This is a genomic window from Streptomyces sp. NPDC058195, assembly GCF_042883525.1.
In the GTDB taxonomy this organism is placed as follows: domain Bacteria; phylum Actinomycetota; class Actinomycetes; order Streptomycetales; family Streptomycetaceae; genus Streptomyces.
On record NZ_JBHVVM010000004.1, the window covers coordinates 103,316 to 126,386 of the forward strand.

At 72.8% G+C, this 23,071-nt stretch carries 22 protein-coding genes; 13 read left to right on the forward strand and 9 right to left on the reverse strand.

The window, feature by feature from the left end:
• Positions 1-28 precede the first annotated feature (28 nt).
• From ACFVWY_RS06465 to ACFVWY_RS06480, 4 genes are all read left to right on the forward strand, one after another.
• A complete protein-coding gene (locus tag ACFVWY_RS06465; RefSeq protein ID WP_389867907.1) occupies positions 29-646 on the forward strand; it encodes a TetR family transcriptional regulator in 618 nt (205 codons plus the stop codon).
• A 95-nt stretch (positions 647-741) separates the two neighbouring features.
• Positions 742-2,643 carry an ABC transporter ATP-binding protein gene (locus ACFVWY_RS06470; protein WP_389867909.1) on the forward strand — a complete coding sequence of 634 codons (1,902 nt, stop codon included), beginning with the start codon at positions 742-744 and terminating at the stop codon, positions 2,641-2,643.
• Positions 2,644-2,730: 87 nt separating this feature from the next.
• Positions 2,731-4,119, forward strand: coding sequence for an aldehyde dehydrogenase family protein (locus ACFVWY_RS06475; RefSeq protein ID WP_389867911.1), 1,389 nt, complete (start codon positions 2,731-2,733; stop codon positions 4,117-4,119).
• A gap of 117 nt (positions 4,120-4,236) precedes the next feature.
• Positions 4,237-5,322 carry a Zn-dependent alcohol dehydrogenase gene (locus ACFVWY_RS06480; RefSeq protein WP_389867912.1) on the forward strand — a complete coding sequence of 362 codons (1,086 nt, stop codon included), beginning with the start codon at positions 4,237-4,239 and terminating at the stop codon, positions 5,320-5,322.
• 28 nt (positions 5,323-5,350) lie between these two features.
• Here the strand turns inward: ACFVWY_RS06480 and ppk2 are convergent, their stop codons facing one another.
• From ppk2 to ACFVWY_RS06500, 4 genes are read right to left on the reverse strand one after another with little or no spacing between them, the layout of a single operon-like run.
• Positions 5,351-6,337, reverse strand: coding sequence for a polyphosphate kinase 2 (ppk2, locus tag ACFVWY_RS06485; RefSeq protein WP_389867914.1), 987 nt, complete (start codon positions 6,335-6,337; stop codon positions 5,351-5,353).
• The gene (locus ACFVWY_RS06490) at positions 6,338-7,273 is read right to left on the reverse strand and encodes a DMT family transporter (RefSeq protein WP_389867916.1); all 936 of its coding nucleotides are present in this window, start codon (positions 7,271-7,273) and stop codon (positions 6,338-6,340) included.
• Positions 7,274-7,306: 33 nt separating this feature from the next.
• Positions 7,307-8,020 carry an ArsR/SmtB family transcription factor gene (locus ACFVWY_RS06495; protein ID WP_389867918.1) on the reverse strand — a complete coding sequence of 238 codons (714 nt, stop codon included), beginning with the start codon at positions 8,018-8,020 and terminating at the stop codon, positions 7,307-7,309.
• Positions 8,021-8,035: 15 nt separating this feature from the next.
• Positions 8,036-8,710: a TetR/AcrR family transcriptional regulator gene (locus tag ACFVWY_RS06500; RefSeq protein WP_389867920.1), complete on the reverse strand. Its 675-nt coding sequence runs from the start codon at positions 8,708-8,710 to the stop codon at positions 8,036-8,038.
• Between the two features lie 65 nt (positions 8,711-8,775).
• On the opposite strand from ACFVWY_RS06500, the gene ACFVWY_RS06505 reads away from it, so the two are divergent.
• The 3 genes from ACFVWY_RS06505 to ACFVWY_RS06515 all read left to right on the forward strand — a co-directional run bounded on the left by ACFVWY_RS06505 (position 8,776) and on the right by ACFVWY_RS06515 (position 11,030).
• Positions 8,776-9,927: an acyl-CoA dehydrogenase family protein gene (locus tag ACFVWY_RS06505; protein ID WP_389867922.1), complete on the forward strand. Its 1,152-nt coding sequence runs from the start codon at positions 8,776-8,778 to the stop codon at positions 9,925-9,927.
• Positions 9,928-10,020: 93 nt separating this feature from the next.
• Positions 10,021-10,311: a YiaA/YiaB family inner membrane protein gene (locus ACFVWY_RS06510; protein ID WP_389867924.1), complete on the forward strand. Its 291-nt coding sequence runs from the start codon at positions 10,021-10,023 to the stop codon at positions 10,309-10,311.
• 89 nt (positions 10,312-10,400) lie between these two features.
• Positions 10,401-11,030, forward strand: a complete 630-nt coding sequence (locus ACFVWY_RS06515; protein WP_389867925.1) for a TetR/AcrR family transcriptional regulator — start codon at positions 10,401-10,403, stop codon at positions 11,028-11,030.
• A 41-nt stretch (positions 11,031-11,071) separates the two neighbouring features.
• Here ACFVWY_RS06515 and ACFVWY_RS06520 read toward each other — a convergent pair whose 3' ends face one another.
• Entirely contained in the window at positions 11,072-11,533 is a 462-nt protein-coding gene (locus ACFVWY_RS06520; RefSeq protein ID WP_389867926.1) for a MaoC family dehydratase, read from the reverse strand.
• A 129-nt stretch (positions 11,534-11,662) separates the two neighbouring features.
• Here ACFVWY_RS06520 and soxR point away from each other — a divergent pair, with 129 nt between their 5' ends.
• Complete coding sequence (soxR, locus tag ACFVWY_RS06525; RefSeq protein ID WP_389867928.1) at positions 11,663-12,136, forward strand: redox-sensitive transcriptional activator SoxR; 474 nt, start codon at positions 11,663-11,665, stop codon at positions 12,134-12,136.
• 79 nt (positions 12,137-12,215) lie between these two features.
• Here soxR and ACFVWY_RS06530 read toward each other — a convergent pair whose 3' ends face one another.
• The gene (locus ACFVWY_RS06530) at positions 12,216-12,827 is read right to left on the reverse strand and encodes a hypothetical protein (RefSeq protein WP_389867930.1); all 612 of its coding nucleotides are present in this window, start codon (positions 12,825-12,827) and stop codon (positions 12,216-12,218) included.
• Positions 12,828-13,056: 229 nt separating this feature from the next.
• Between ACFVWY_RS06530 and ACFVWY_RS06535 the strand changes: the two genes are divergently transcribed.
• Positions 13,057-15,888: a penicillin acylase family protein gene (locus ACFVWY_RS06535; protein ID WP_389867932.1), complete on the forward strand. Its 2,832-nt coding sequence runs from the start codon at positions 13,057-13,059 to the stop codon at positions 15,886-15,888.
• 55 nt (positions 15,889-15,943) lie between these two features.
• Here ACFVWY_RS06535 and ACFVWY_RS06540 read toward each other — a convergent pair whose 3' ends face one another.
• A complete protein-coding gene (locus ACFVWY_RS06540; RefSeq protein ID WP_389867934.1) occupies positions 15,944-17,203 on the reverse strand; it encodes an exo-beta-N-acetylmuramidase NamZ domain-containing protein in 1,260 nt (419 codons plus the stop codon).
• A gap of 204 nt (positions 17,204-17,407) precedes the next feature.
• Between ACFVWY_RS06540 and ACFVWY_RS06545 the strand changes: the two genes are divergently transcribed.
• From ACFVWY_RS06545 to ACFVWY_RS06555, 3 genes are read left to right on the forward strand one after another with little or no spacing between them, the layout of a single operon-like run.
• Positions 17,408-18,172: an SDR family oxidoreductase gene (locus ACFVWY_RS06545; protein ID WP_389867936.1), complete on the forward strand. Its 765-nt coding sequence runs from the start codon at positions 17,408-17,410 to the stop codon at positions 18,170-18,172.
• A complete protein-coding gene (locus tag ACFVWY_RS06550; RefSeq protein ID WP_389867938.1) occupies positions 18,169-19,827 on the forward strand; it encodes a class I adenylate-forming enzyme family protein in 1,659 nt (552 codons plus the stop codon). Before ACFVWY_RS06545 ends, ACFVWY_RS06550 begins: the two co-directional genes overlap by 4 nt.
• Before the next feature lie 29 nt (positions 19,828-19,856).
• Entirely contained in the window at positions 19,857-20,450 is a 594-nt protein-coding gene (locus ACFVWY_RS06555; RefSeq protein WP_389867939.1) for a TetR/AcrR family transcriptional regulator, read from the forward strand.
• A 283-nt stretch (positions 20,451-20,733) separates the two neighbouring features.
• Here ACFVWY_RS06555 and ACFVWY_RS06560 read toward each other — a convergent pair whose 3' ends face one another.
• Positions 20,734-21,258 carry a MepB family protein gene (locus tag ACFVWY_RS06560; RefSeq protein ID WP_389867940.1) on the reverse strand — a complete coding sequence of 175 codons (525 nt, stop codon included), beginning with the start codon at positions 21,256-21,258 and terminating at the stop codon, positions 20,734-20,736.
• A 514-nt stretch (positions 21,259-21,772) separates the two neighbouring features.
• Entirely contained in the window at positions 21,773-22,651 is an 879-nt protein-coding gene (locus tag ACFVWY_RS06565) for a LysR family transcriptional regulator (RefSeq protein ID WP_389867942.1), read from the reverse strand.
• Positions 22,652-22,726: 75 nt separating this feature from the next.
• Between ACFVWY_RS06565 and ACFVWY_RS06570 the strand changes: the two genes are divergently transcribed.
• Positions 22,727-22,906 (forward strand): hypothetical protein, encoded by a 180-nt coding sequence (locus ACFVWY_RS06570; protein WP_389867944.1) that lies wholly within the window; start codon positions 22,727-22,729, stop codon positions 22,904-22,906.
• Positions 22,907-23,071: the final 165 nt, after the last annotated feature.

A 23,071-nucleotide genomic window follows, 5' to 3' on the forward strand; every position in this document is an offset into this window, starting at 1 on the left:
ACGCGCCGCGGAGGAGGCTCACGGCATCATGGAGCCCGTGCCCCATGCGAACACGAACCTCCGCCGTGCCCCGGTACAGCAACGCAGCGCCGAACGGCTCGCCCGGATACTCGACGCCTGCGCCGAACTCCTCGACGAGACCGGCTACGACCAGCTGTCCACCCGGGCCGTGGCCGTCCGCGCCGGGGTGCCCATCGGTTCCGTCTACCGCTTCTTCTCCAACAAGCGCGCCCTGGCCGATGCCCTGGCCCGGCGTAACCTGGACAGCTACGCCGAGCGCATCACCGCCCGGCTGGCCGCGATCCCCGCCGACGACTGGCGCAGCGCCATCGACGCCGTCCTGGACGAATACCTGGCCATGAAGGGCTCCGTGGCCGGATTCGCCCTGGTGGACTTCGGTGCCCCGCCCCCAGACGACCGGGACGACGACCCCAACCAGCGGGTCGCGGGCCGGCTCACCGAACTGCTCTGCGGCCACCTCGGCCGCACGTCCGACGAAGCCCTGACCCGCACCGTCCTGGTCTGCGTCGAGGCAGCCGACGCCCTCCTGCGGCTCGCCTTCCGCACCGACCCGTCCGGCGACCCGGCCATCGTCGCCGAGACCCGCGTCCTGCTCCGGGCCTACCTGGCCCGCGCACTGGACTGAACGGGCCGATGCGCCAGGGCGCTGCCGGGCCTCCCGCCGCCGCCCGGTCGCCCGGCCGTTGACCTCAAGTCCGCTGGAGGTCGTACGTTCCTCGCATGAGCATGGAAACCACGGCGTGGACACAGCTCCACAACGTCATGAACGCACAAGCGGACAAACGCCCCTTCGACCGGAAGACCCTGCGGCGCATCGCCGCCTTCGCCCGCCCCCACCAGCGCCGCGTCGCCCTGTTCCTGCTGGTCAGTGTGGCGACGGCGCTGCTCGCGGTCGCCACCCCCGTCCTGGCCGGACGGGTCGTGAACACGATCGTGGCGGGCCGGGACGCGGGCACCGTCACCCGGCTCTCCCTCCTGATCGCCGTCATCGCCCTCGCGGAGGCCGCCCTCGGACTGGTCGGCCGCTGGCTTTCGGCCAACCTCGGAGAGGGCCTGATCCTCGACCTGCGGACCGCCGTCTTCGACCACGTACAGCGCATGCCGGTCGCCTTCTTCACCCGGACCCGCACCGGCGCGCTCGTCAGCCGCCTCAACAACGACGTGATCGGCGCCCAGCGCGCCTTCAGCAACACCCTGTCCGGCGTCGTCAGCAATGTGGTGACCCTGCTGCTGACCCTCGGCGTCATGCTCTCGATCTCCTGGCAGATCACCGTGCTCGCCCTGGTGCTGCTGCCGGTGTTCGTGCTGCCCGCCCGGCGGATGGGCGCCCGGATGGCGCGGCTCCAGCGGGAGGCCGCGGCCCACAACGCCGCGATGGGCACCCGGATGACCGAACGCTTCTCCGCCCCCGGCGCCACCCTAATCAAACTCTTCGGCCGCCCCGCCGACGAGTCCGCCGAATTCGCCGACCGGGCCGGCCGGGTGCGCGACATCGGCGTCCGCACCGCCATGGCGCAGTCCGCGTTCATCACCGCCCTCACCCTGGTCTCCGCACTCGCCCTCGCCCTGGTCTACGGGCTCGGCGGCTACTACGCGCTGCACGGCCGGCTGGACGCGGGCGCGGTCGTCGCCCTGGCCCTCCTGCTCACCCGGCTCTACGCCCCGCTCACCGCACTCGCCGGGGCACGCGTCGAGGTGATGAGCGCGCTCGTCAGCTTCGAGCGGGTCTTCGAGGTCCTCGACCTCAAGCCGCTCATCGACCAGAAGCCGGACGCGCGGGCCGTCCCGGACGGCCCGGTCTCCGTCGAGTTCGACCAGGTGCGGTTCGGCTACCCGTCCGCCGACAAGGTCTCCCTCGCCTCCCTGGAGGACGTCGCGAGCCTCGACACCCGGGGCGGCGACGAGGTGCTGCGCGGCATCTCCTTCCGCGCCGAACCCGGCCAGACGGTCGCCCTCGTCGGCTCCTCCGGCGCGGGCAAGTCGACCATCGCCCAACTGCTGCCCCGGCTGTACGACACGGACGAGGGGGCCGTACGGATCGGCGGCGTCGACGTACGCGACCTGACCGCCGACACCCTGCGCGACACCCTCGGCATGGTCACCCAGGACGGCCACCTCTTCCACGAGTCCGTCCGCGCCAACCTCCTCCTCGCCCGCCCCGGGGCCGCCGAGGAGGACCTGTGGGACGCGCTGCGCCGCTCCCGGCTGGAGGGTCTCGTCGCCTCGCTGCCCGACGGGCTCGACACCGTCGTCGGCGAACGCGGCTACCGGCTCTCCGGCGGCGAACGCCAGCGGCTGACCATCGCCCGGCTGCTGCTGGCCCGCCAGCGCGTCGTCATCCTCGACGAGGCCACCGCGCACCTGGACAACACCTCCGAGGCGGCCGTCCAGGAAGCGCTCACCGAGGCACTCGCCGGACGCACCGCCGTCGTGATCGCCCACCGGCTCTCCACGGTGCGCACCGCGGACCTCATCCTGGTCGTCGAGGACGGGCGGATCGTGCAGCGCGGCACCCACGACGAACTCCTCGCCGCGGGCGGCCGGTACGAGGAGCTGTACCGCACCCAGTTCGCGGACCCCGGCGCGGAGCAGGGTGAACTCGACCGGCAGCCCCTGGCGTGACAGGCGCCTGTGGCGCCTGAAAACTAACAGCGCTAGTTTGGGTTGCGGGCGGCGCCCCGCCCGCAACCGTGTCCGGGAGGAACAGCGATGAAGGCGCACGACGGCATGTACCTCGACGGAGCCTGGCGGCCCGCCGCGGGAACGGACAGGATCGCGGTCGTGAACCCGGTGGACGAGCAGGTCATCGCCGAGGTCCCGGCGGGCACCGCCGAGGACGTCGACGCGGCGGTACGGGCCGCCCGCGCCGCGCTCCCCGGCTGGGCGGCCACGTCCCCCGCGCGACGGGCCGCCCGTCTCGCCGCCCTGCGCGACGCGCTGGCCGCCCGCAAGGACGAGATCGCCCGGACCGTCACCGCCGAGCTCGGCGCGCCGCCGTCCTTCGCGCGGGCGGTGCACACGGGCATGCCGATCGTGGTCGCGGGCTCGTTCGCCGAGCTGGCCGCGCACCACCCCTTCGAGGAGCGGGTCGGCAACTCCACGGTGTACGCCGAGCCGGCCGGCGTCGTCGGCGCGATCACCCCGTGGAACTACCCGCTGCACCAGATCGTCGCGAAGGCCGCCCCGGCCCTCGCGGCGGGCTGCACCGTCGTCCTCAAACCGGCCGAGGACACCCCGCTGACCGCTCAGCTCTTCGCCGAGGCGGTCCACGAGGCGGGCGTCCCCGCGGGCGTGTTCAACCTGGTCACCGGCCTCGGATCGGTCGCCGGACAGGCCCTGGCCGGGCATGAGGGCGTCGACCTGGTCTCGTTCACCGGCTCCACGGCCGTCGGCAGCCGGATCGGCGCGCTCGCGGGCGCTGCCGTCAAGCGCGTCGCTCTCGAACTGGGCGGCAAGTCCGCCAACGTCATCCTGCCCAGCGCTGATCTGGCCAGGGCCGTCGCGGTCGGCGTGGCGAACGTGATGGGCAACTCCGGCCAGACGTGCAGTGCCTGGACCCGGATGCTCGTGCACACCTCGCGGTACGACGAGGCGGTCGCGCTCGCCGCCGAGGCGGCCGCCACCTACGGCGACCGCATCGGCCCGCTGGTCAGCGCCCGCCAGCGCGACCGGGTGCGCGGCTACATCGAGCGGGGCCTCGCCGAGGGCGCCCGGCTGGCCGCGGGCGGCCCCGGGGCCCCGCGCGAGCGCGGCTACTTCGTCAGCCCCACCGTCCTCGCCGATGTCACCCCGGAGATGACCGTCGCCCAGGAGGAGATCTTCGGCCCGGTCCTCTCGGTCCTGCGCTACGAGGACGAGGACGACGCCCTGCGCATCGCCAACGGCACCGTGTACGGCCTGGCCGGGGCGGTCTGGGCGGGAGACGAGGCGCAGGCGGTGGCGTTCGCCCGGCGGATGGACACCGGCCAGGTCGACATCAACGGCGGCCGGTTCAACCCGCTGGCCCCGTTCGGCGGCTACAAGCGGTCCGGCGTCGGCCGCGAGCTCGGCGCGCACGGGCTGGCGGAGTACCTCCAGACCAAGTCCCTCCAGTTCTGAACCTGTTCCGGTCCTGCGCCGGTTCTGCTCCGCACCTGCTCTGCACCTGCTCTGCACCTGTTCTGATCCCAGCACCGCCCGCACCCCTCCCGCCGTCGTCCGTCAAGGAGTCCGCTCGTGGTCCGCGCCGCCGTACTGCCCGCCGTCGGAGCCCCGCTGGAGATCACCGGCATCGAGCTTCCCGCACCAGGCCCCGGCCAGGTGAGAGTCGCCCTCGCCGCCGCCGGGGTCTGCCACTCCGACCTCTCGCTCTGCGACGGCACCATGCGGGTGCCCGTACCCGCCGTCCTCGGTCACGAGGGCGCGGGCACCGTCCTCGCGGTCGGCGAGGGCGTCGGGCACGTCGCACCCGGCGACGGCGTCGTCCTCAACTGGGCGCCCTCCTGCGGGAGCTGCCACCACTGCGGGATCGGCGAGGTCTGGCTGTGCGCCAACGCGCTGAGCGGCGCGGGCACCGTGCACGCCCGGCGCGCGGACGACGGCACCGGACTCCACCCCGGACTGAACGTGGCCGCCTTCGCCGAGGAGACCGTCGTCCCCGCGAACTGTGTGCTGCCCGCCCCGGACGGCATCCCCCTCACCGACGCGGCCCTGCTGGGCTGCGCCGTCCTCACCGGCTACGGCGCGGTCCACCACAGCGCCCGGGTGCGCGCCGGGGAGTCCGTCGTCGTGTTCGGCGCCGGGGGCGTCGGTCTCGCGGTGCTCCAGTCCGCCCGGATCGCGGGCGCCGGACGGATCATCGCGGTGGACGTGTCGCCGGAGAAGGAGGAGCTGGCCCGGCGGGCGGGCGCCACGGACTACGTCGTCGCCTCCGACACCACCCCGCGCGCGATCCGCAAGATCACCGGTGGTCAGGGCGCCGATGTCGCGATCGAATGCGTCGGGCGGCCGGTCACCATCCGCGGGGCCTGGGAATCCACCCGCCGCGGCGGCCGTACCACGGTCGTCGGCATCGGAGCCAAGGACCAGCTGGTTTCCTTCAACGCCCTGGAGATCTTCCACTGGGGCCGCTCGCTGACCGGCTGCGTCTACGGCAACAGCGACCCCGCCCGGGACCTGCCGGTCATCGCCGGACACATCCGGGAGGGCGCGTTCGACCTCTCCGCGCTGGTCACCCAACGGATCGGCCTGGAGGACATCCCGGCCGCCTTCGGCACCATGCTCGCGGGCCGGGGCGGCCGCGCGCTCGTGATCTACGGCTGACCCCGCCCCCGTACGGCCGCCCGGCCCGTCAGCCCTTCGCCGGCCCCGTCTCCGACCGCTCCGTGGTGAGCAGCCGGGCATCCATCTCGCCCTGCTCGAAGAGCCGGGAGGCCGGGCCGACGATCAGCGGGTCGGGCTCGCCCACCACCTCCGCGTCCTTGTCCGGGTAGTCGAAGCGGTGCAGCACGTGCCGGATCGCCTCCAGCCGGGCCCGCTTCTTGTCGTTGCTCTTCACCACCGTCCACGGCGAGTCCGCCGTATCGGTGTGGAACAGCATCAGCTCCTTGGCCTCGGTGTACGCGTCCCACTTGTCGAGCGAGGCGAGGTCGACCGGGCTGAGCTTCCACTGCCGCACCGGATCGATCTGCCGGATCATGAACCGGTTGCGCTGCTCGTTGCGCGAGACCGAGAACCAGAACTTCACGACATGGATGCCGTCCCGGGCGAGCATCCGCTCGAAACCCGGCGCCTGGTGCATGAACTCCAGGTACTCGCGGGTGGTGCAGAAGCCCATCACCCGTTCCACGCCCGCCCTGTTGTACCAGGAGCGGTCGAACAGCACGATCTCCCCGGCGGAGGGCAGATGGGCCGCGTACCGCTGGAAGTACCACTGGGTGCGCTCGCGTTCGGTCGGCTTCTCCAGCGCCACCACCCGCGCGCCGCGGGGGTTGAGGTGCTCGGTGAACCGCTTGATCGTGCCGCCCTTGCCCGCCGCGTCGCGCCCCTCGAAGAGGATCACGAGCCGCTCGCCGTGCTCCTTGACCCAGTACTGGAGCTTGAGCAGCTCGATCTGCAGGGAGCGCTTGGACTTCTCGTAGGCCCTGCGGCCGAGCTTGACGGAGTACGGGTAGTCCTCGCGCCAGGCGTCCCGGGGCCGCCCCTCGGGCGTCACCAGGACCGGATCGTCGTCGCCGCTGTCGGTCACGGTGAAGCCCTCGAGCCCGGCTCCGTCGGCCCTGGGCGCCGCCCGCTTCGTACTGCCGCGGCCGTTCGCCCGCTTGGCGTTCCGTGACATCTAGGCTCCTTCCACCGGCTGTGCCCGATCCCCGCGCCTGTGCCCAGTCTGCTCACGCGCCCGGGAGACCGCCACCCCGGCCAGGCAGAGCAGTCCCCCGCCGACGGCGAGCGGCGCGGGCACCTCGTCCAGCACCAGCCAGGACATCACCACCACCAGCGCGGGCACGGCGTAGGTGGTGGCCCCCATCCGCCCGGCGGTGGTCCGGGCGAGCGCGTAGGCCCAGGTCGTGAAGGCCAGCGCGGTCGGGAAAAGGCCCAGGTAGACCATGTTCAGGGTGGCGGGGAGGGGCGCCTTGGCGGCCTCGGAGACCAGCGCCCCGGCGAACGGCAGACAGGCCACCGTGCCGACCAGGCAGCCGAACGTGGTGACCTGGAGCGCCGAGCCGTGTCGCAGCGCGGGCTTCTGGGCGACCACCCCCGCCGCGTACGCCGCCGCGGCCAGCACGCACAGCGCCACGCCGGACACCGGCGCGCCCGAGCGCCCCGACATCGAGAGGCCGACCACGACGGCGCCCGCGAACGACACCGCCATCCCCGCGACCAGCCGGGAGGGCAGCACCTCGCCCAGCACCCGGGCACCGAGCAGGGCGATCAGCAGCGGGCCGGTGTTCACCACCATCGCGGCCGTGCCCGCGTCCACCTGTCGCTCGCCCCAGTTGAGCACCACCATGTAGAGGCCGAACCAGAGCAGTCCGGACCACAGGATGCCCGGCCACGCGGCCCGCGGCGGCAGCCCCTCGCGCCGCAGCACCAGCAGGGTACCCAGCGCCAGGGTGCCCGCCAGCAGCCGGCCGAGGGCCAGCGCTCCGGGCGAGTAGGCGTCCCCTGCGCTGCGGATGGACACGAAGGCGGAGGCCCAGAGCAGGACGGTGGTGCAGGCCGCTGCGGGGGCCCGCCAGTCACGGGGCGCCACGGGGCCGGGTGTCGTCGTCATGCGCCCGACCGTAGAACCGCGACCGTTCGGCGCCTACCGAAGGGACTGCGGCACGATGCCGAGGTGCGCCAGCAGCTCCCGCTCGCCCGCCTCGGTCGTCTTCACCGCGCGCCCGGACCCGATCCGTACGCACCACCCCGCCTCCAGCGCGTGGCGGCACAGCGCGGCTCCCGCCACGCCCGCCAGGTGCGGCCGGCGTTCCGTCCAGTCCAGGCAGCCCCGGGCCAGCGGACGCCGTGACGACGGCTCCAGCCCGATGCCCAGCCCGTCGAACCAGCGCAGACCGTCCTCGGTGAGGGCGAAGCCGGTGTCCTGCCGGAGCAGTCCCCGCGCGGTCATCGCGTCGGCGATCGTGATGCCGAGCCGTCCGGCGAGATGGTCGTAGCAGGTGCGGCCGCGGGCCGTCGCCCGGTCGGCGCCCGCCGCGCCCAGGCTCCGCGGGCGTACCGGAAGGGGGCCGGGGACGGCGTGCGCCGCCAGGTCCTCGATCAGTTGTGCGGCCCGCGCGTCGGCGAGCCGCAGATAGCGGTGGCGGCCCTGCCGCTCCTCGGCGAGCAGCCCGCCGCCGACGAGCCTGCCCAGGTGCTCGCTGGCGGTCGACGGGGCCACGGAGGCGTGCCGGGCCAGCTCCCCGGCGGTCCAGGCGCGGCCGTCGAGCAGGGCGAGGCAGAAGGCGGCGCGGGTCTCGTCGGCGAGGAGCGACGCCAGGGCGGCCAGCCGGGGCGCGGCCGGATCGGGATGTGCCATGTGGACCAGGATGCGTCAGGGGCGCTTCGGCGGTCGCCGAACCGTCGTGCCGGGCGTCAGCAGTTCGTACTGGACCGACAGACCGTCGACCAGGGCCCGCAGCCCGGTCTCGAAGGCCCCCTCGTCGATCTGCCGGCCGCGTTCGGCCAGCAGATGGGCCTGGCCGAGGTGCGGGTAGTCGGCCGGGTCGTACGCCGTCTCGTCGTCCACGAAGCCGCGGGCGAAGGAGCCCAGCGCCGAACCGGTGATGAAGTACCGCATCAGCGCCCCGATGTACGTCGCCTGGGCGGGCGGCCAGCCGGCCCTGACCATCGCGCCGAACACCGCGTCGGCGACCCGGAGCCCGGCGGGCCTGCGGCCCGGCCCCCGGGCGAGCACCGGAACGATGTGCGGGTGCTCGGTGAGTGCCGCACGGTAGGAGACGGCCCAGTCGTGGAGGGCGGCCCGCCAGCCGCGGGGGTCCGACTCCTCGAACATCGACAGGTCGACCTGGGCGGAGACGGCGTCCGCGACCGCGTCCAGGATCTCGTCCTTGTTGCGGAAGTGGTTGTAGAGGGAGGGCCCGCTGACCCCGAGCTCGGTCGCGAGGCGGCGGGTCGACACGGCGTCGAGTCCCTCGGCGTCCACGAGCGCGCTCGCCGCCTCGACGATGCGGTCTCTGCTGAGGAGGGGCTTGCGCGGTCGGGCCATGCGGCACATAGTAGGGCCTGGAAGCCAAAAACTAGCAGTGCTAATTAAAGTGGGGGAGCCGAAGGATGGACCTGGAACTCAGTGAGGAGCAGGAGGCCGTCCGGCGGCTCGCCAGGGACTTCACCGCCCGGGAGGTCACCCCGCACGCGGCGGACTGGGACCGGGCCGAGAGCGTCGACCGGTCGATCGTGAAGAGGCTGGGTTCCGTCGGCTTCCTCGGGCTGACCATCGAGGAGCGGTACGGCGGCTCGGGCGGCGACCACCTCGCGTACTGCCTGGTCACCGAGGAGCTGGGACGCGGTGACTCCTCGGTCCGCGGCATCGTCTCCGTCTCCCTCGGCCTGGTCGCCAAGACCCTCGCCGCCTGGGGCGACGAGCGGCAGAAGCGGCGCTGGCTGCCCGTGCTCGCCTCGGGTGAGGCGGTCGGCTGCTTCGCGCTCACCGAGCCCGGCACCGGCTCGGATGCCGGGAACCTGACGACGAGGGCGGTCCGTGACGGCGACGCGTACGTCATCAACGGCAGCAAGATGTTCATCACCAACGGCACCTGGGCCGATGTGGTGCTGCTCTTCGCCCGCACCGGCGAGGCCCCGGGGCACCGGGGCATATCCGCCTTCCTCATCCCCGCCGACACCCCCGGCCTCACCCGCCGCGCCATCCACGGCAAGCTCGGCCTGCGCGGGCAGGCCACCGCCGAGCTCGTCCTGCAGGACGTCCGGGTGCCCGCGTCGGCGCTCATGGGCCCGGCCGGAAAGGGCTTCTCCGTCGCGATGTCCGCCCTCGCCAAGGGGCGGATGTCGGTGGCGGCCGGATGTGTCGGCATCGCGCAGGCCGCGCTGGACGCCGCCGTGGGGCACGCGGCCGGGCGTGAGCAGTTCGGCAAGCCCATCGCGGGTCACCAGCTCGTCCAGGAGCTGATCAGTGACATCGCCGTGGACGTCGACGCCGCGCGGCTGCTGACCTGGCGGGTGGCGGACCTCATCGACCGCGGCCGGGACTTCGCCACCGCCGCCTCCCAGGCGAAGCTCTTCGCCTCCGAGGCCGCCGTGCGCGCCGCCGGCAACGCCCTCCAGGTCTTCGGCGGCTACGGCTACATCGACGAGTACCCGGTCGGCAAGCTGCTGCGGGACGCGCGCGTGATGACGCTCTACGAGGGCACCAGCCAGATCCAGAAGCTGATCATCGGCCGCGCGCTGACCGGGGTCTCCGCCTTCTGAGCCCGGACCGCGGCACTGCTCGAACAGACATCTGAGTACCAGCTGAGTATGCGAACGGATGTGGCGTGCGCCACGTCCGCCGATGCTGGCGTCATGAGTGACACACCCTCGGTCAAGCAGCAGGGCACCGCGGCCTTCTACGGGCAGGCCGTCGCCTCCTTCGGAGTGGCGATCGGCGCGGTGGCCCTCGGTATCTACTTCCTGGACGCCGACGCCTGGGTCCGGGGATTCCTCGCGATCGGCGTTCTCTACCTCGTCACCTCCTGCTTCACTCTGGCCAAGGTCATCCGTGACCGGCAGGAGGCCGGGCAGCTCGTCAGCCGGGTCGACCAGGCCCGGCTGGAGAAGATCCTGGCCGACCACGACCCCTTCCAGAAGCTCTGACGGCCCCGGCGGACCGGCGGCGGGGCCCTAAGCGCTTGCTCAGGTTCGGGGTATGGTGTTCGTCCTGCCGATGAGAGGGGCGAGCGACGATGAGCACGGCGGAGGAGACCGACGGCGACAGCGCGCCGTGGGCCGAGGTGACACCCGAGGCCGCCAGGCGGCTGCTCGTCGCCGCCGTCGACGCCTTCGCCGAGCGGGGGTATCACGCCACCACCACCCGCGACATCGCGGGCCGGGCGGGCATGAGCCCGGCCGCTCTCTACATCCACTACAAGACGAAGGAAGAGCTGCTCCACCGGATCAGCAGGATCGGTCACGACCGCGCCCTGTCCGTCCTGGAGGCGGCCGCGGACGGCGGCGGCACGGCGGGGGAGCGGCTGGCCGAGGCCGTACGGTCCTTCGTCCGCTGGCACGCCGAGCGGCACACCACCGCCCGCGTGGTCCAGTACGAACTCGACGCCCTCGGCGAGGAGCACCGCGCCGAGATCGTCGAGCTGCGCCGCCGGAGCGACGCGGTGGTGCGGCGGATCATCGGCGAGGGGGTGCGGGCGGGCGAGTTCGACGTACCCGACGTCCCGGGCACCACGCTGGCGGTGCTCTCGCTCTGCATCGACGTGGCGCGCTGGTTCAGCACGGGGGGCAGCCGGACACCGGATGAGGTCGGCGAGCTCTACGCGGGCCTCGTCCTGCGCATGGTCGGGGCGGACCCGCGGAAGTAGCGGGCCCGCCCGCGCGACGGGCCGTCAGGGAGCGCGGCTCGTCAGAAGTAGTAGCGCGACACCGACTCGGCCACGCACACCGGCTTGTCGCCGCCCTCCCGCTCGACCGTGACGACGGCGGTGACCTGCACCCCGCCCCCGGTCTCCTCCACGCTCTTCAGTACGGCGGTCGCCCGGAGCCGCGAGCCCACGGGCACGGTGGCGGGGAAACGCACCTTGTTCGTCCCGTAGTTGATGCCCATCCGCATGCCCTCGACCCGCATGATCTGCGGGACGAACGTGGGCAGCAGCGAGAGCGTGAGATAGCCGTGCGCGATCGTCGTGCCGAAGGGCCCGGTCGCGGCCCGCTCCGGGTCCACGTGGATCCACTGGTGGTCGCCGGTGGCCTCGGCGAACAGGTCGATCCGCTTCTGCTCGACCTCCAGCCAGTCGCTGTGCCCCAGCTGCTCGCCCACCCCGTCGCGCAGCTCCTGCGCGGACGTGAAGATCCTCGGCTCTGCCATGTCCCTGGTCCCTGCCTTCCGCTCCGGGCCGTCCCTCGGTGCACTGTCCAAGCGCTTGCTCAGCATGGTTGGCGGGTGCGCCCCTGTCAACGGCGGGTCGGCGGGGGCTGGGCCACTAGGGTGGGAGGGGTGCCCCAGATCCCACAGACACTTCATGAGCTCACGGTCGGGCAGCTCTCCGCGCGCAGTGGCGCCGCGGTCTCGGCCCTTCATTTCTACGAGGCCAAAGGCCTGATCAGCAGCCGTCGTACCAGCGGCAACCAGCGCCGCTACACCCGGGACGCGCTGCGCAGGGTCGCCTTCGTCCGCGCGGCGCAGCGGGTCGGCATCCCGCTCGCGACCATCCGGGAGGCCCTCGCCGAACTGCCCGAGGAGCGCACCCCGAACCGCGAGGACTGGGCGCGGCTCTCCGCCGCCTGGCGCTCCGAGCTGGACGAACGCATCGAGCAGCTGGGGCGGCTGCGGGACCATCTCACCGACTGCATCGGCTGCGGCTGTCTCTCCTTGGAGACGTGCGTGCTCTCCAACCCGAATGACATCTCCGGTCAGCGGATCACCGGTTCGCGCCTGATGCCGGAAAGCCCGCGGTCCGGGCGCGGGTAGGCGCGGCGGCCTGGGCGTACGCTGCGGCGGCCTGGACGCGTGCCGCGGCGGCCGGGCGCACCGCGGGCCGCGGCGGCGCTCAGGCCACCGAGGCGAGGTCCCGTCGCCCCGCCCTCCTCGCCTTCGTCAGCGCCTCCGGCGTGAGGACCGGGCGGGGCACCGCGATCCCGCACTCCGCGCAGACCGGCCCCGCGCAGGGCTCGTGCGCCAGGCTCTGCCGCCAGTGGATCGCGGCGCCCGCGCACACCGGGCAGGCCGTGCCGGGTGCCGCCTCCAGCGCCGTGATCAGCCGGTGCAGGACCTCGGCGAGCGGGGCGGAGGGATGCACCGCGGGGTTCTCGCACCGCACCACCCCGTTGCCGCCCCAGGTGAGCCGGTGCCAGTCGTCGAAGCTGCCGGGACGGCGCAGCCCGCCGTGCTTCTCCCGCCTGCGCCGCTCGGCGAACCCGGCCTCGTAGCCGAGCCAGACGGCCCGTGCCGCCTCCAGCTCCTCCAGCGCGCGCACCAGGCGCCCCGGATCGGGAGACCGGTCCTCGGGCCCGATCCCGTGCCGGGCGCACAGATGGTCCCAGGTCGCCCGATGCCCGTAAGGGGCGAACCTCTCCAGGCACTTGCGCAGCGAATACCGCCGCAGCGCCAGGTCGTTCCGCGGATCGCGCACCTGTCTCGCAAGACTCCGGAATCCCGCCACCGCTCCGTCACCTCCGTCGCTCGTACTTCGGCGTCATGGGAGGGACGTATGGCCGCCCGAATAGGATCCCGCGCCACGTGACGTTGTCCGGAATTCGACCGGCCGCAGGTCGGAACCCCCGCCGCCGAACTGGTCATGTGATGATTCGGAAAAAGTGACGGATGTTCATCTTACCGATGAGTCATACCGCCAGTAACCTCCGGCGCATCGGCCTTCCGGAGGAGCACGCATGCCCCCACGCACCGTCCTGTTCAGAGCCGCCACCGCCGCAGCGGTCCTCGCGCTCGGCACCACCCTGCTGGCGGCCTCGCCACAGGCCACTTCCGCCGTCGCGGCGGAACCCGCCCCCGTCACCGACTACTGCCAAGGGCAGTGCGACGACATCCTGCCGCCCGGCGAGAACGGCAACGCCACCCTCGTCGAGATCCTCGGCAACAAGACCGTCGGCACGCACCCCGCCCACAGCGACGACCAACTCGACCGCTACAACGGGCTGGTGGCCGGGTATTCCGGCCTCACCGACCAGAAGCTGACCGACTTCTTCAACGACGCCTCCTTCGGGGTGCCCGCGGACCAGGTGGAGTCGGTCACCTCGCCGCGCGACGACGTCACCATCACCCGCGACAAGGCGTCCGGTGTCCCGCACATCAAGGGCACCACCCGCTACGGCACCGAGTTCGGCGCCGGATACGCGGCCGGGCAGGACCGGCTCTGGCTGATGGACCTCTTCCGGCACATCGGGCGCGGCGAACTGACCTCGTTCGCCGGGGGCGCGCTGGCCAACCAGGGGCTGGAGCAGCAGTTCTGGCCGCAGGCCCCGTACACCGAAGCGGATCTCGAAGCGCAGGTCGAATACATCCGGACGCGCGAGGGCGAGCGCGGCGAGCAGGCCATGGCGGACGCCCAGGCGTACGTCGACGGCATCAACGCCTACCGCCAGAAGTCCAAGGACGGACGCTACTTCCCCGGTGAGTACGTGCTCACCGGAAAGATCGACGCCATCACCAACATCGGTGAGATACAGCCCTTCAAGCTGACCGACCTCATCTCCATCGCCTCGGTCGTCGGCGGCCAGTTCGGCGGCGGCGGTGGCGGAGAGGTGCAGGCGGCGCTCTCGCTGCTGGCCGCCCAGCAGAAGTACGGCGTCGCCGAGGGCACCAGGATCTGGGAGTCCTTCCGCCAGCGCGAGGACCCCGAGGCCGTGCTGACGGTCCACGACGGCACCGCCTTCCCCTACGCGGGCAAGCCCGACCAGGCGCGCGGCACCGCGCTGCCCGACCGCGGCTCCGTCACCGCCGAACCCGTCATCTACGACCGCACCGGCTCCGCGGGCACCGGCAGGAAGGACCCCGTCAAGGCCCCGGACCGGCTCAAGAAGGCCCAGGGCATCTACGACGACGGCGTCATCCCCGAGGGCTCGCTGCCCGGCTCCGGCTCCGGCGCCCAGAAGCGCGGCATGTCCAACGCCCTGCTGGTCTCCGGGAAACACACCGCGAGCGGCAACCCCATCGCCGTCTTCGGCCCGCAGACCGGCTACTTCGCCCCGCAGCTGATGATGCTCCAGGAACTCCAGGGGCCCGGCATCAGCGCCCGTGGCGTCTCCTTCGCCGGGGTCGGCATGTACATCCAGATGGGCCGCGGCCAGGACTACGCCTGGAGCGCCACCTCGGCCGCCCAGGACATCACCGACACCTACACCGTCGACCTGTGCGAGCCCGACGGCTCCACGCCCGCCAAGGACTCCACGCACTACCTCTACCGGGGCACCTGCACCGCCATGGAGACGCTGGAGCACACCAACTCCTGGAAGCCGACCGTCGCCGACTCCACGGCGGCCGGTTCCTACCGGATGCAGGCGCGGCGCACGAACTACGGCATCGTCACCCACCGCGCCACCGTGGACGGCAAGCCCGTCGCCTACACCTCGCTGCGCTCCACCTACCGGCACGAGGCCGACTCGATCATCGGCTTCCAGATGCTCAACGACCCCTCGTACGTCAAGGACGCCGCCTCCTTCCAGCAGGCGGCGAGCAATATCGACTACGCCTTCAACTGGTTCTACGCGGACTCCCGCACCGCCGCCTACTACAACAGCGGCATGAACCCGGTGCGCCCGGCGGACATCGACCCGGCGCTGCCGATCAGGGCCGAACGGGCCTACGAGTGGCAGGGCTTCGACCCGGCGGCCAACACCGCCGCGTACACCGCGTTCGCCGAGCACCCGCACTCCAGCGGGCAGGACTACTACGTCTCCTGGAACAACCGCCAGGCCAAGGGGTACGCCGCGGCGGGCTTCGGCCTCAGCGCCGTGCACCGGGGTGATCTGCTCGACGACCGGGTGGCGAAGCTGGTGGAGGACGGCGGGGTGACCCGCGCGTCGCTGACCCGCGCCATGGCCGAGGCCGCCCTCACCGACCTGCGCGGCGAGCAGCTGCTGCCCGAGCTGCTGAAGGTGATCCGCTCCAAGCCGGTCACCGACCCCGGACTGAACGCCGCCGTCCAGCAGCTGGAGTCCTGGCGGGCGGCCGGTTCGCAGCGCCGGGAGAGCAGCCCCGGCTCGCACGCGTACACCCACGCCGACGCGGTGCGGATCATGGACGCGTGGTGGCCGAAGCTGGTCGAGGCGGAGTTCCGGCCGGGACTCGGTGACGACCTGTACGAGGCGCTGACCGCGAGCCTGGCCACCGACGAGTCCCCGGCCGCCAGCCACGGCCCGAGCGGGGCGCACAGCGGCTCCGCCTTCCAGTACGGCTGGTGGGGCTTCGCCGACAAGGACCTGCGTCAGGTCCTGGGGCAGCCGGTCAAGGGGCCGCTGGGCCGGACGTACTGCGGAAACGGCGACGCGGACAGCTGCCGCGAGGCCCTGCTCGGCGCCCTGAAGCAGGCCGTGGCCGAGCCCGCCACCGAGGTCTACCCGGGCGACGGCACCTGCAAGGCCGGCGACCAGTGGTGCACGGACTCGATCATCCACCGGGCACTCGGCGGGATCACCCAGAAGGCGATCCACTGGCAGAACCGCCCGACCTACCAGCAGGTGGTGGAGTTCCCCGCCCACCGGTAGGCCGTGACCCGGGCGGGCCCGCGCACCGCGGGCCCGCCCGGCTCCGTTCTGCCCGTCAGTACTGCAGGTACCGCTTGCGCACCGCACGGAACGCGGCGAGGTCGGCGGACCACGCCCCCACCACCTCGTCGGTGTCCGCGCCCGCGTCGATCATGGTGCGGACCCGGGTGTTGCCGGTCAGCTTGTCGATCCAGTTGTCCGGGCGCCAGGCGAAGCCGTCCCAGGTCCGCTTCGCCGTCACCAGCAGCCCGATGCCGGTACGCACCGGGTCGAAGACCTCGCGGTCCTGGACGTGGAGCTGCACCCCGCCGACCGTCCTGCCCTGGAACTTGGAGAACGTCGGCGCGAAGTACGCCTCGCGGAACGCCACCCCGGGCAGGCCGAGCGCGTTCGCCGCCTGTGCCCAGCGGTGGTCGATGCCTTCCGCGCCCAGCAGCTCGAAGGGACGGGTGGTCCCGCGCCCCTCGGAGAGGTTGGTGCCCTCGAACAGGCAGGTGCCGGAGTAGACCAGCGCGGTGTCCGGGGTCGGCATGTTGGGGCTCGGCGGCACCCACGGCAGCCCGGTGGAGTCGAAGAAGTCCGTGCGCTTCCAGCCGGACATCTTCACGATGCGCAGGTCCACCGGCCGTTCGGCCAGGAAGCGTGCGTTGAAGAGCAGCGCCAGCTCGGTGACGGTCATGCCGTGCGCCTGCGCGATCTCCCGGCGGCCCACGAAGGTGCCGAAGGCCGGGTCGAGCACCGGGCCGAGCGCCGCCCGCCCGGTCACCGGGTTCGGCCGGTCCAGCACGACGAACCGCTTGCCCGCCAGGGCCGCCGCCTCCATGCAGTCGTAGAGCGTCCAGATGTACGTGTAGAAGCGCGCGCCCGCGTCCTGGATGTCGAAGACGACGGTGTCCACGCCCGAGGCCGTGAAGACGTCGGCGAGCGGCTGCCCGCTCTTCAGATACGTGTCGTAGACCGGGAGCCCGGTCGCCGGATCGTCGTACCGCCCCTCCGAGCCGCCCGCCTGCGCGGTGCCGCGGAAGCCGTGCTCCGGGCCGAAGACGGCGATCAGGTCCACCCGGTCGTCCGGGTGCATCACATCGACGATGTGGCGCACGTCGGAGGTGATCCCGGTGGGGTTGGTGACGACCCCGACCTTCTCGCCCCTCAGCAGGGCGTAGCCGTCCGCCGCCAGCCGGTCGAAGCCGGTACGGACCCCGCGCCCCTTGCCCGGCCCGGGGGAGGCGCTCGCCGCCCCGGTCCCGGCGGCCGTCGCCGCGAGGGCCCCCACCGCACCACCGGCGGCCAGCAAACCACGTCTGGACAGGCTCATTCGGCTACCTCCATGATCGCGACGCATGTCATGGTCACGCACGCTAGCGCGGGTTCCGCCCTGACGGAACGAGCCGGACGGGACGGGTGTGACGGGAGCGGCGCTCCTGGCCCGGTTGCCGCGCCGCCGTCCTCCGCGTCTCTTCCACTCCGGCATACCGACTGGTTAGTCTGCCGCTGGAGTCGGCTGAGAGAGGCGGAACCGATGAGTGTGCTCAAGGGCGCGGGCGTGGTGGTCACCGGGGCCGGAGGCGGAATCGGGGCCGCACTGGCCCGCCGGTTCGCCGCCGAGGGCGCGCGGGTCGTGGTCAACGACCTCGACGCGGCGCGGATCGAGACGCTGGCCGGGGAGACCGGCGCCACCGCCGTCGCCGGGGACGCCTCCGGGATCGTGGACGCGGCACGGGACGCGCTCGACGGCGCCATCGACATCTACTGCGCCAACGCCGGACTCGCCTCGCCCGGCGACGCCCTCGCCGAGGAGGAGGTCTGGGCCGCGGCCTGGGACGTCAACGTGATGGCCCATGTCCGCGCGGCCCGGGCGCTGCTGCCCGAGTGGCTGGAGCGCGGCAGCGGCCGCTTCGTCTCGACCGCCTCCGCCGCCGGACTGCTGACGATGATCGGCGCCGCCCCGTACAGCGTCACCAAGCACGGGGCCGTCGCCTTCGCGGAATGGCTCTCGCTCACCTACCGCCACCGTGGCATCAAGGTGCACGCCATCTGCCCGCAGGGCGTGCGCACGGACATGCTCACCGCCGCCGGATCGGCCGGGGAGCTGGTCCTCGCCCCCAGCGCCATCGAGCCGGAGGCGGTCGCCGACGCGCTCCTCGACGCCATGGCCGAGGACCGCTTCCTGGTCCTGCCGCACCCCGAGGTCGCCGGGTACTACCGGGCCCGCGCCAAGGACACCGACCACTGGCTCGACAGCATGAACCACCTCCAGCGCACGTGGGAGGAGACGGGCGCATGACCGGATCGATCTACGCGGCCCAGCCGTGGCTCGCCCTGCTCAGCGAGGCCCAGAAGGCCCCCGTGCACCCCGCCCCGACCCTGGTCCACGCCTTCCGGGAGTCCGCCGCACGCGCCCCAGGACGCCCCGCCCTCGCCTACTTCGACGGCCGCCTGAGCTACCGGGAGACCGACGAGCTCTCCGACGCGGTGGCCGCTCACCTCGCCGCCGCGGGACTGGAGCCCGGCGACCGGGTCGCGGTCATGCTCCAGAACAGCCCGCAGTTCGTCCTCGCGCTGCTCGGTGCCTGGAAGGCCGGTGCGGTGGCCGTCCCGCTCAACCCGATGTACAGATCCGGCGAGGTGGGCCACGTACTGAAGGACGCCGGGGTCACGGCGCTGATCTGCGCGGACCGGGCCTGGGAGGCGTTCTTGCGGGAGACCGCGGCCGCCGCCCCCTCCGTACGGATCGCCCTCACCACCAGCGAGCTCGATCTCCAGACCCGTGACGACGAACGGGTCCTGGGCTTCGAGCGGCTGCCGGTGCCCCCGGACACCGAGGACCTGGTCGCCGTCGCCCGCCGGGGCGCCGAAGCCCCCGCGGGGCGCCTGCCCGCCGCCGACGACACCGCGCTGATCAGCTACACCTCCGGGACCAGCGGCACCCCCAAGGGCGCCATGAACTCCCACCGCAACATCATGGTCAACGCCGAGCGCCAGCGCACCGGGCACCCGGTCCCCGAGAACTCCGTCTACTTCGCGCTCGCCCCGCTCTTCCACATCACCGGCGTCGTGTGCCAGCTCGGCGCCTGCCTCACCAACGCGGGCACCCTCGTTCTCGCGTACCGATTCCATCCGGGCGTCGTCCTCGACGCCTTCGCCGAGCACCGCCCGGCCTACACCGTGGGCCCGTCCACCGCCTTCATGGCGCTGGCCGCCCACCCCGGCGCCACCCCCGGGCACTTCGCCTCCTTCCGGATCATCTCCTCGGGCGGTGCGCCGGTGCCGCCCGCCCTGGTCGAGAAGTTCCGCACGGACCTCGGCCCGTACCTCCACAACGGCTACGGCCTCACCGAGTGCACCGCGCCCTGCGCCTCCGTACCGCCACAGCGCGAGGCTCCCGTCGACCCGGGCTCCGGAACCCTGTCCGTCGGTGTGCCCGGCCCGGACACGGTGGTCAGGATCCTCGACGAGAACGGCGAGGAGGTCCCCTTCGGCACGCACGGTGAGATAGCCGTCCGCGGCCCGCAGGTGGTCCCCGGCTACTGGCGTCTGCCCGAGGCCACCGCCACCGCCTTCCCGGACGGCGAACTGCGCACCGGCGACATCGGCTTCATGGACGAGGCGGGGTGGCTCTACGTCGTCGACCGCAAGAAGGACATGATCAACGCCTCCGGTTTCAAGGTCTGGCCCCGCGAGGTGGAGGACGTCCTCTACACCCACCCGGCGGTCCGCGAGGCGGCCGTGGTCGGCGTGCCCGACGCCTACCGCGGCGAGACGGTCCGCGCCTACGTCAGCCTGCGGCCCGGCGCCACGGCCGGACCCGAGGAGCTGGCGGCGTACTGCGCACAGCGGCTGGCGGCGTACAAATACCCTCGCGAGGTGCAGATCCTGGCGGAACTGCCGAAGACGGCGAGTGGGAAGATCCTCCGGAGGGAACTGCGTTCCCCTCGATGACCGGTTCACGTGGAAGGCAGGTGGCGGCAATGGCCAAGGCGACGGACGGGGAGCAGGCTCCCGTGCCGCAGCGGCTGCTGGCCGCCGCCACCCGGCTCTTCGCCGAGCGGGGCTACGACCGCACCTCGGTCCAGGACATCGTCGAGGCGGCGGGCGTCACCAAGGGCGCGCTGTACCACTACTTCGGCTCCAAGGAGGATCTCCTCCAGGAGGTCTACGCCCGGGTGCTGCGCCTCCAGCAGGAACGCCTCGACGCCTTCGCGGGCGCGGACGCCCCCGTCGAGCAGCGGCTGCGCGACGCGGCGGCCGACGTGGTGGTCACCACCATCGAGAACCTCGACGACGCCTCGATCTTCTTCCGTTCCATGCACCACCTCAGTCCGGAGAAGAACAAGCAGGTCCGGGTGGAGCGCCGCCGCTACCACGAGCGCTTCCGGGCGCTGGTGGAGGAGGGCCAGCGCAGCGGTGTGTTCTCCACCGCGACCCCGGCCGACCTGATCGTCGACTACCACTTCGGCTCGGTCCACCACCTGTCCACCTGGTACCGGCCGGACGGCCCGCTCACCCAGCAGGAGGTCGCCGACCACCTGGCCGATCTGCTGCTGCGGGCCCTGCGCCCCTGAGCCGGGAGTTCTGTTCCGATGCGCAGGCCTGGTCCGCGGCGCGTACGGGGCGGCCGGAGGCCGGGCGGATCGCGTCAGGTGAGAAGCGGGCCGCGCCGGAGGGCGGGTGCGGCGTCGTTCCGCCCGCAGGCGTGGGACGTGCGCTGCCGGAACGTCCTGTCCCTGATCGCCCGCGACCGCGGATCACCTCGCCATGACTGGTCTGCCCGGCGGGCCTCGCCCTCGAAGGGATGGCCGCCGTGCTGTTCCTGGTTGCCGTGCCGTGCCGTGGCGCGGCGGGCACCTACGGGTGGTAGAGGGCGTGGGCGAGAGCCAGGTCGGCAGGCCCGTCCTGGCCGAGGCTGAAGAAGTGGTTCACCTGCCATGCCTGCGTGCTGCGGGCCTGTCGGCTGGTCGTGGTCACCCACGGCGGGTAGACGCGGAATCCGCGCTTCCCTCCTGAGCCGTCGCGGGAGACGATGCCGCGCCCGCACAACACCTCGCGCGGGAACACGAACTGTCCGAAGCCGTCGTCGCCGCGGCTGCTGATGACGAAGAGGTCCACCCCGTCCTCGGCGGCGAAGGGCCGGATCGGCCCCTCCTGGGACCGCTGCCACACGGTGACGAACTGGCCCGCCTTCGCCGGGGTGGTCCTGGCCACGCGGAACCGGACCGAGCGGTCATCGAGTGTGAACGAGCAGGCCGCGTACGCGGCACTCTCCGGTTCGGGCACCGGCAGCGAGCAGGCGAAACCGCTCGGGTCGTACACCAGTGCCTTCGCTGCCGACAGGTCACCGTGAAGGCCCGTCCACGGCTGATGCGTCACCATGCCGTCATCCTGCCATCGCAGGCCGGTCTGTGAGGAATGACCTGGATGCCCTGCTCGCCGCGCGGTGCGTGAGGACCGGCGGCGGGACCGGTGGCACCCGAGGGCTGGGCCGCCCGCCACGGTGGTCTGGCTCCGGGCCCGTATGCCCCGCTGTTGCCCGGGAGACGCCGGGCCGTGTCCCGGGGCCCAGGGGGCTGCGGTTCGTCCGTCCCCGGCTCGGCCCGGTGTTCCCGTACCCGCTGGAGCGGCCTGGCTGGGGCAATAGGCGGCGGGCCGCGCTGCCGCCGGCCGGGCGGACGATACGACTCCTCGGCAGCGGCAGCGGCACCGGCACCGGCCTCTGGTTCGGCAACCGCTGGATCACCGGCTCCGTCCCGGTCCGGGCGGTAGGCCGAGGCCGGCAGTGAAACGGCCGGACGGTCCGGCCGGGCCGGACACGGACATCGCGCTTCCCGCTCCCGTTCCGTCGGGGGCCCGCGGCCGTACGGCCCGGGGCGACGGCCGGGCGACGGGCTCAGGGGCCGTCCGTCGTCAACCGGCCGAGGAGCGCTTCCGCCGCTGGATTGCGCGGCCGGGGCGCCCGTCCGGCGAGGACCACGGTCCGGCCGGGCTCCGGCTGACGGATGCTCACACACGGCAGCCCCGCCTCCACGCCGATCCGCCGGGGCACGATCGCCACGCCGATCCCGGCCCGTACGAGATCGACGAGCAGCCGGATCTGGGTGACGTCGCAGGTGATCCGGCGCTCCAGGCCGCAGTGCGCGGCCAGCCTGCGCACCGCGGTCTCCAGCCCCGTGCCCGCCCGGAAGTCCACGAACGGCTCGTCGGCGAGATCCTTGATCAGGGTGCGCCCGGCGTTCGCCAGCCGGTGGCCCGGCGCGGTGATCAGCACCAGGTCCTCGTGCCAGGTCGCGAAGCCGGCGATGCCCTCGGGGAGTTCGGCGGCGTCCGGGGCGAGGAAGGCCAGGTCCAGCTCTCCGGCGCGCAGCCCCGCCACCAGCTCCGGTGTGGTCGCCTCACGCAGCGAGATCTGCACGCCCGGCCACACGCGGTGGTACGCGGCCAGCTCGGCCGCGAGATCCACGCAGGTCAGCGTCTGGATCGTGCCGATCCTGACCCGGCCGGCCAGCAGTCCCGACACCGCCGCCACCGCGTCCCGCCCCGCCTCCGTTCCGGCGAGCACCGACCGGGCCGACGGCAGCAGGGCCCGGCCCGCCTCGGTCAGCACCACCCGGCGGCCGGTCCGGTCGAACAGCTCGGCCCCCAGTTCCCGCTCCAGATTGCGTACGGAGGTGCTCAGCGCGGACTGAGCGATCAGCTCGGCACGGGCGGCGGCGGTGAAACCGCCCTGGGTGACCACCGCCACGAAATGGCGGAGTTGGCGAAGCTCCATCCATCCACGGTAGCGATGGGAGCCAGCTGAATCATCTGTTGGACCGATCCCGGGAGCGGGTCCGAAGCTGATTCCATGACGCAGATCCAGCACTCCGGGCCCCGGCGGTCCGCGCAGGTCCCCGCCCTGTGGACGGCGGCCTACGGCCCGCACCGCCCGGCGGCCGTCCGGCTGTTCGCCCGCTGCCTGCTGCGGGTGCGTGCCTTCGCCCGCGAACTGGCCCTGGTGGACCACGTCGGCTCCGGGGGCTACTGAGCCCTCGGACCGGCACGGTCCGAGGGAAACGAAACGGCCGCCAGGAAATGAACTGCCCGAAGGGAGCGAGACGTCCCTGAGGGAAGGGAACGGTCCGAGGGGAAGGAACGGCCGGCAGAGCCGGAACCGCTGGGGAGCCGCACCGGCCAGCGGGTTCGAATCCGT

What these genes read in the sequence shown, in the direction of transcription:
- ACFVWY_RS06465 (WP_389867907.1), top strand. Translation starts at nt 29, where the DNA reads ATGGAGCCCGTGCCCCATGCGAACACGAACCTCCGCCGTGCCCCGGTA.
- ACFVWY_RS06470 (WP_389867909.1), top strand. Translation starts at nt 742, where the DNA reads ATGAGCATGGAAACCACGGCGTGGACACAGCTCCACAACGTCATGAAC.
- ACFVWY_RS06475 (WP_389867911.1), top strand. Translation starts at nt 2,731, where the DNA reads ATGAAGGCGCACGACGGCATGTACCTCGACGGAGCCTGGCGGCCCGCC.
- ppk2 (WP_389867914.1), bottom strand. Translation starts at nt 6,337, where the DNA reads ATGTCACGGAACGCCAAGCGGGCGAACGGCCGCGGCAGTACGAAGCGG.
- ACFVWY_RS06490 (WP_389867916.1), bottom strand. Translation starts at nt 7,273, where the DNA reads ATGACGACGACACCCGGCCCCGTGGCGCCCCGTGACTGGCGGGCCCCC.
- ACFVWY_RS06495 (WP_389867918.1), bottom strand. Translation starts at nt 8,020, where the DNA reads ATGGCACATCCCGATCCGGCCGCGCCCCGGCTGGCCGCCCTGGCGTCG.
- ACFVWY_RS06500 (WP_389867920.1), bottom strand. Translation starts at nt 8,710, where the DNA reads ATGGCCCGACCGCGCAAGCCCCTCCTCAGCAGAGACCGCATCGTCGAG.
- ACFVWY_RS06505 (WP_389867922.1), top strand. Translation starts at nt 8,776, where the DNA reads ATGGACCTGGAACTCAGTGAGGAGCAGGAGGCCGTCCGGCGGCTCGCC.
- ACFVWY_RS06510 (WP_389867924.1), top strand. Translation starts at nt 10,021, where the DNA reads ATGAGTGACACACCCTCGGTCAAGCAGCAGGGCACCGCGGCCTTCTAC.
- ACFVWY_RS06515 (WP_389867925.1), top strand. Translation starts at nt 10,401, where the DNA reads ATGAGCACGGCGGAGGAGACCGACGGCGACAGCGCGCCGTGGGCCGAG.
- ACFVWY_RS06520 (WP_389867926.1), bottom strand. Translation starts at nt 11,533, where the DNA reads ATGGCAGAGCCGAGGATCTTCACGTCCGCGCAGGAGCTGCGCGACGGG.
- ACFVWY_RS06535 (WP_389867932.1), top strand. Translation starts at nt 13,057, where the DNA reads ATGCCCCCACGCACCGTCCTGTTCAGAGCCGCCACCGCCGCAGCGGTC.
- ACFVWY_RS06540 (WP_389867934.1), bottom strand. Translation starts at nt 17,203, where the DNA reads ATGAGCCTGTCCAGACGTGGTTTGCTGGCCGCCGGTGGTGCGGTGGGG.
- ACFVWY_RS06545 (WP_389867936.1), top strand. Translation starts at nt 17,408, where the DNA reads ATGAGTGTGCTCAAGGGCGCGGGCGTGGTGGTCACCGGGGCCGGAGGC.
- ACFVWY_RS06550 (WP_389867938.1), top strand. Translation starts at nt 18,169, where the DNA reads ATGACCGGATCGATCTACGCGGCCCAGCCGTGGCTCGCCCTGCTCAGC.
- ACFVWY_RS06555 (WP_389867939.1), top strand. Translation starts at nt 19,857, where the DNA reads ATGGCCAAGGCGACGGACGGGGAGCAGGCTCCCGTGCCGCAGCGGCTG.
- ACFVWY_RS06560 (WP_389867940.1), bottom strand. Translation starts at nt 21,258, where the DNA reads ATGGTGACGCATCAGCCGTGGACGGGCCTTCACGGTGACCTGTCGGCA.
- ACFVWY_RS06565 (WP_389867942.1), bottom strand. Translation starts at nt 22,651, where the DNA reads ATGGAGCTTCGCCAACTCCGCCATTTCGTGGCGGTGGTCACCCAGGGC.
- ACFVWY_RS06570 (WP_389867944.1), top strand. Translation starts at nt 22,727, where the DNA reads ATGACGCAGATCCAGCACTCCGGGCCCCGGCGGTCCGCGCAGGTCCCC.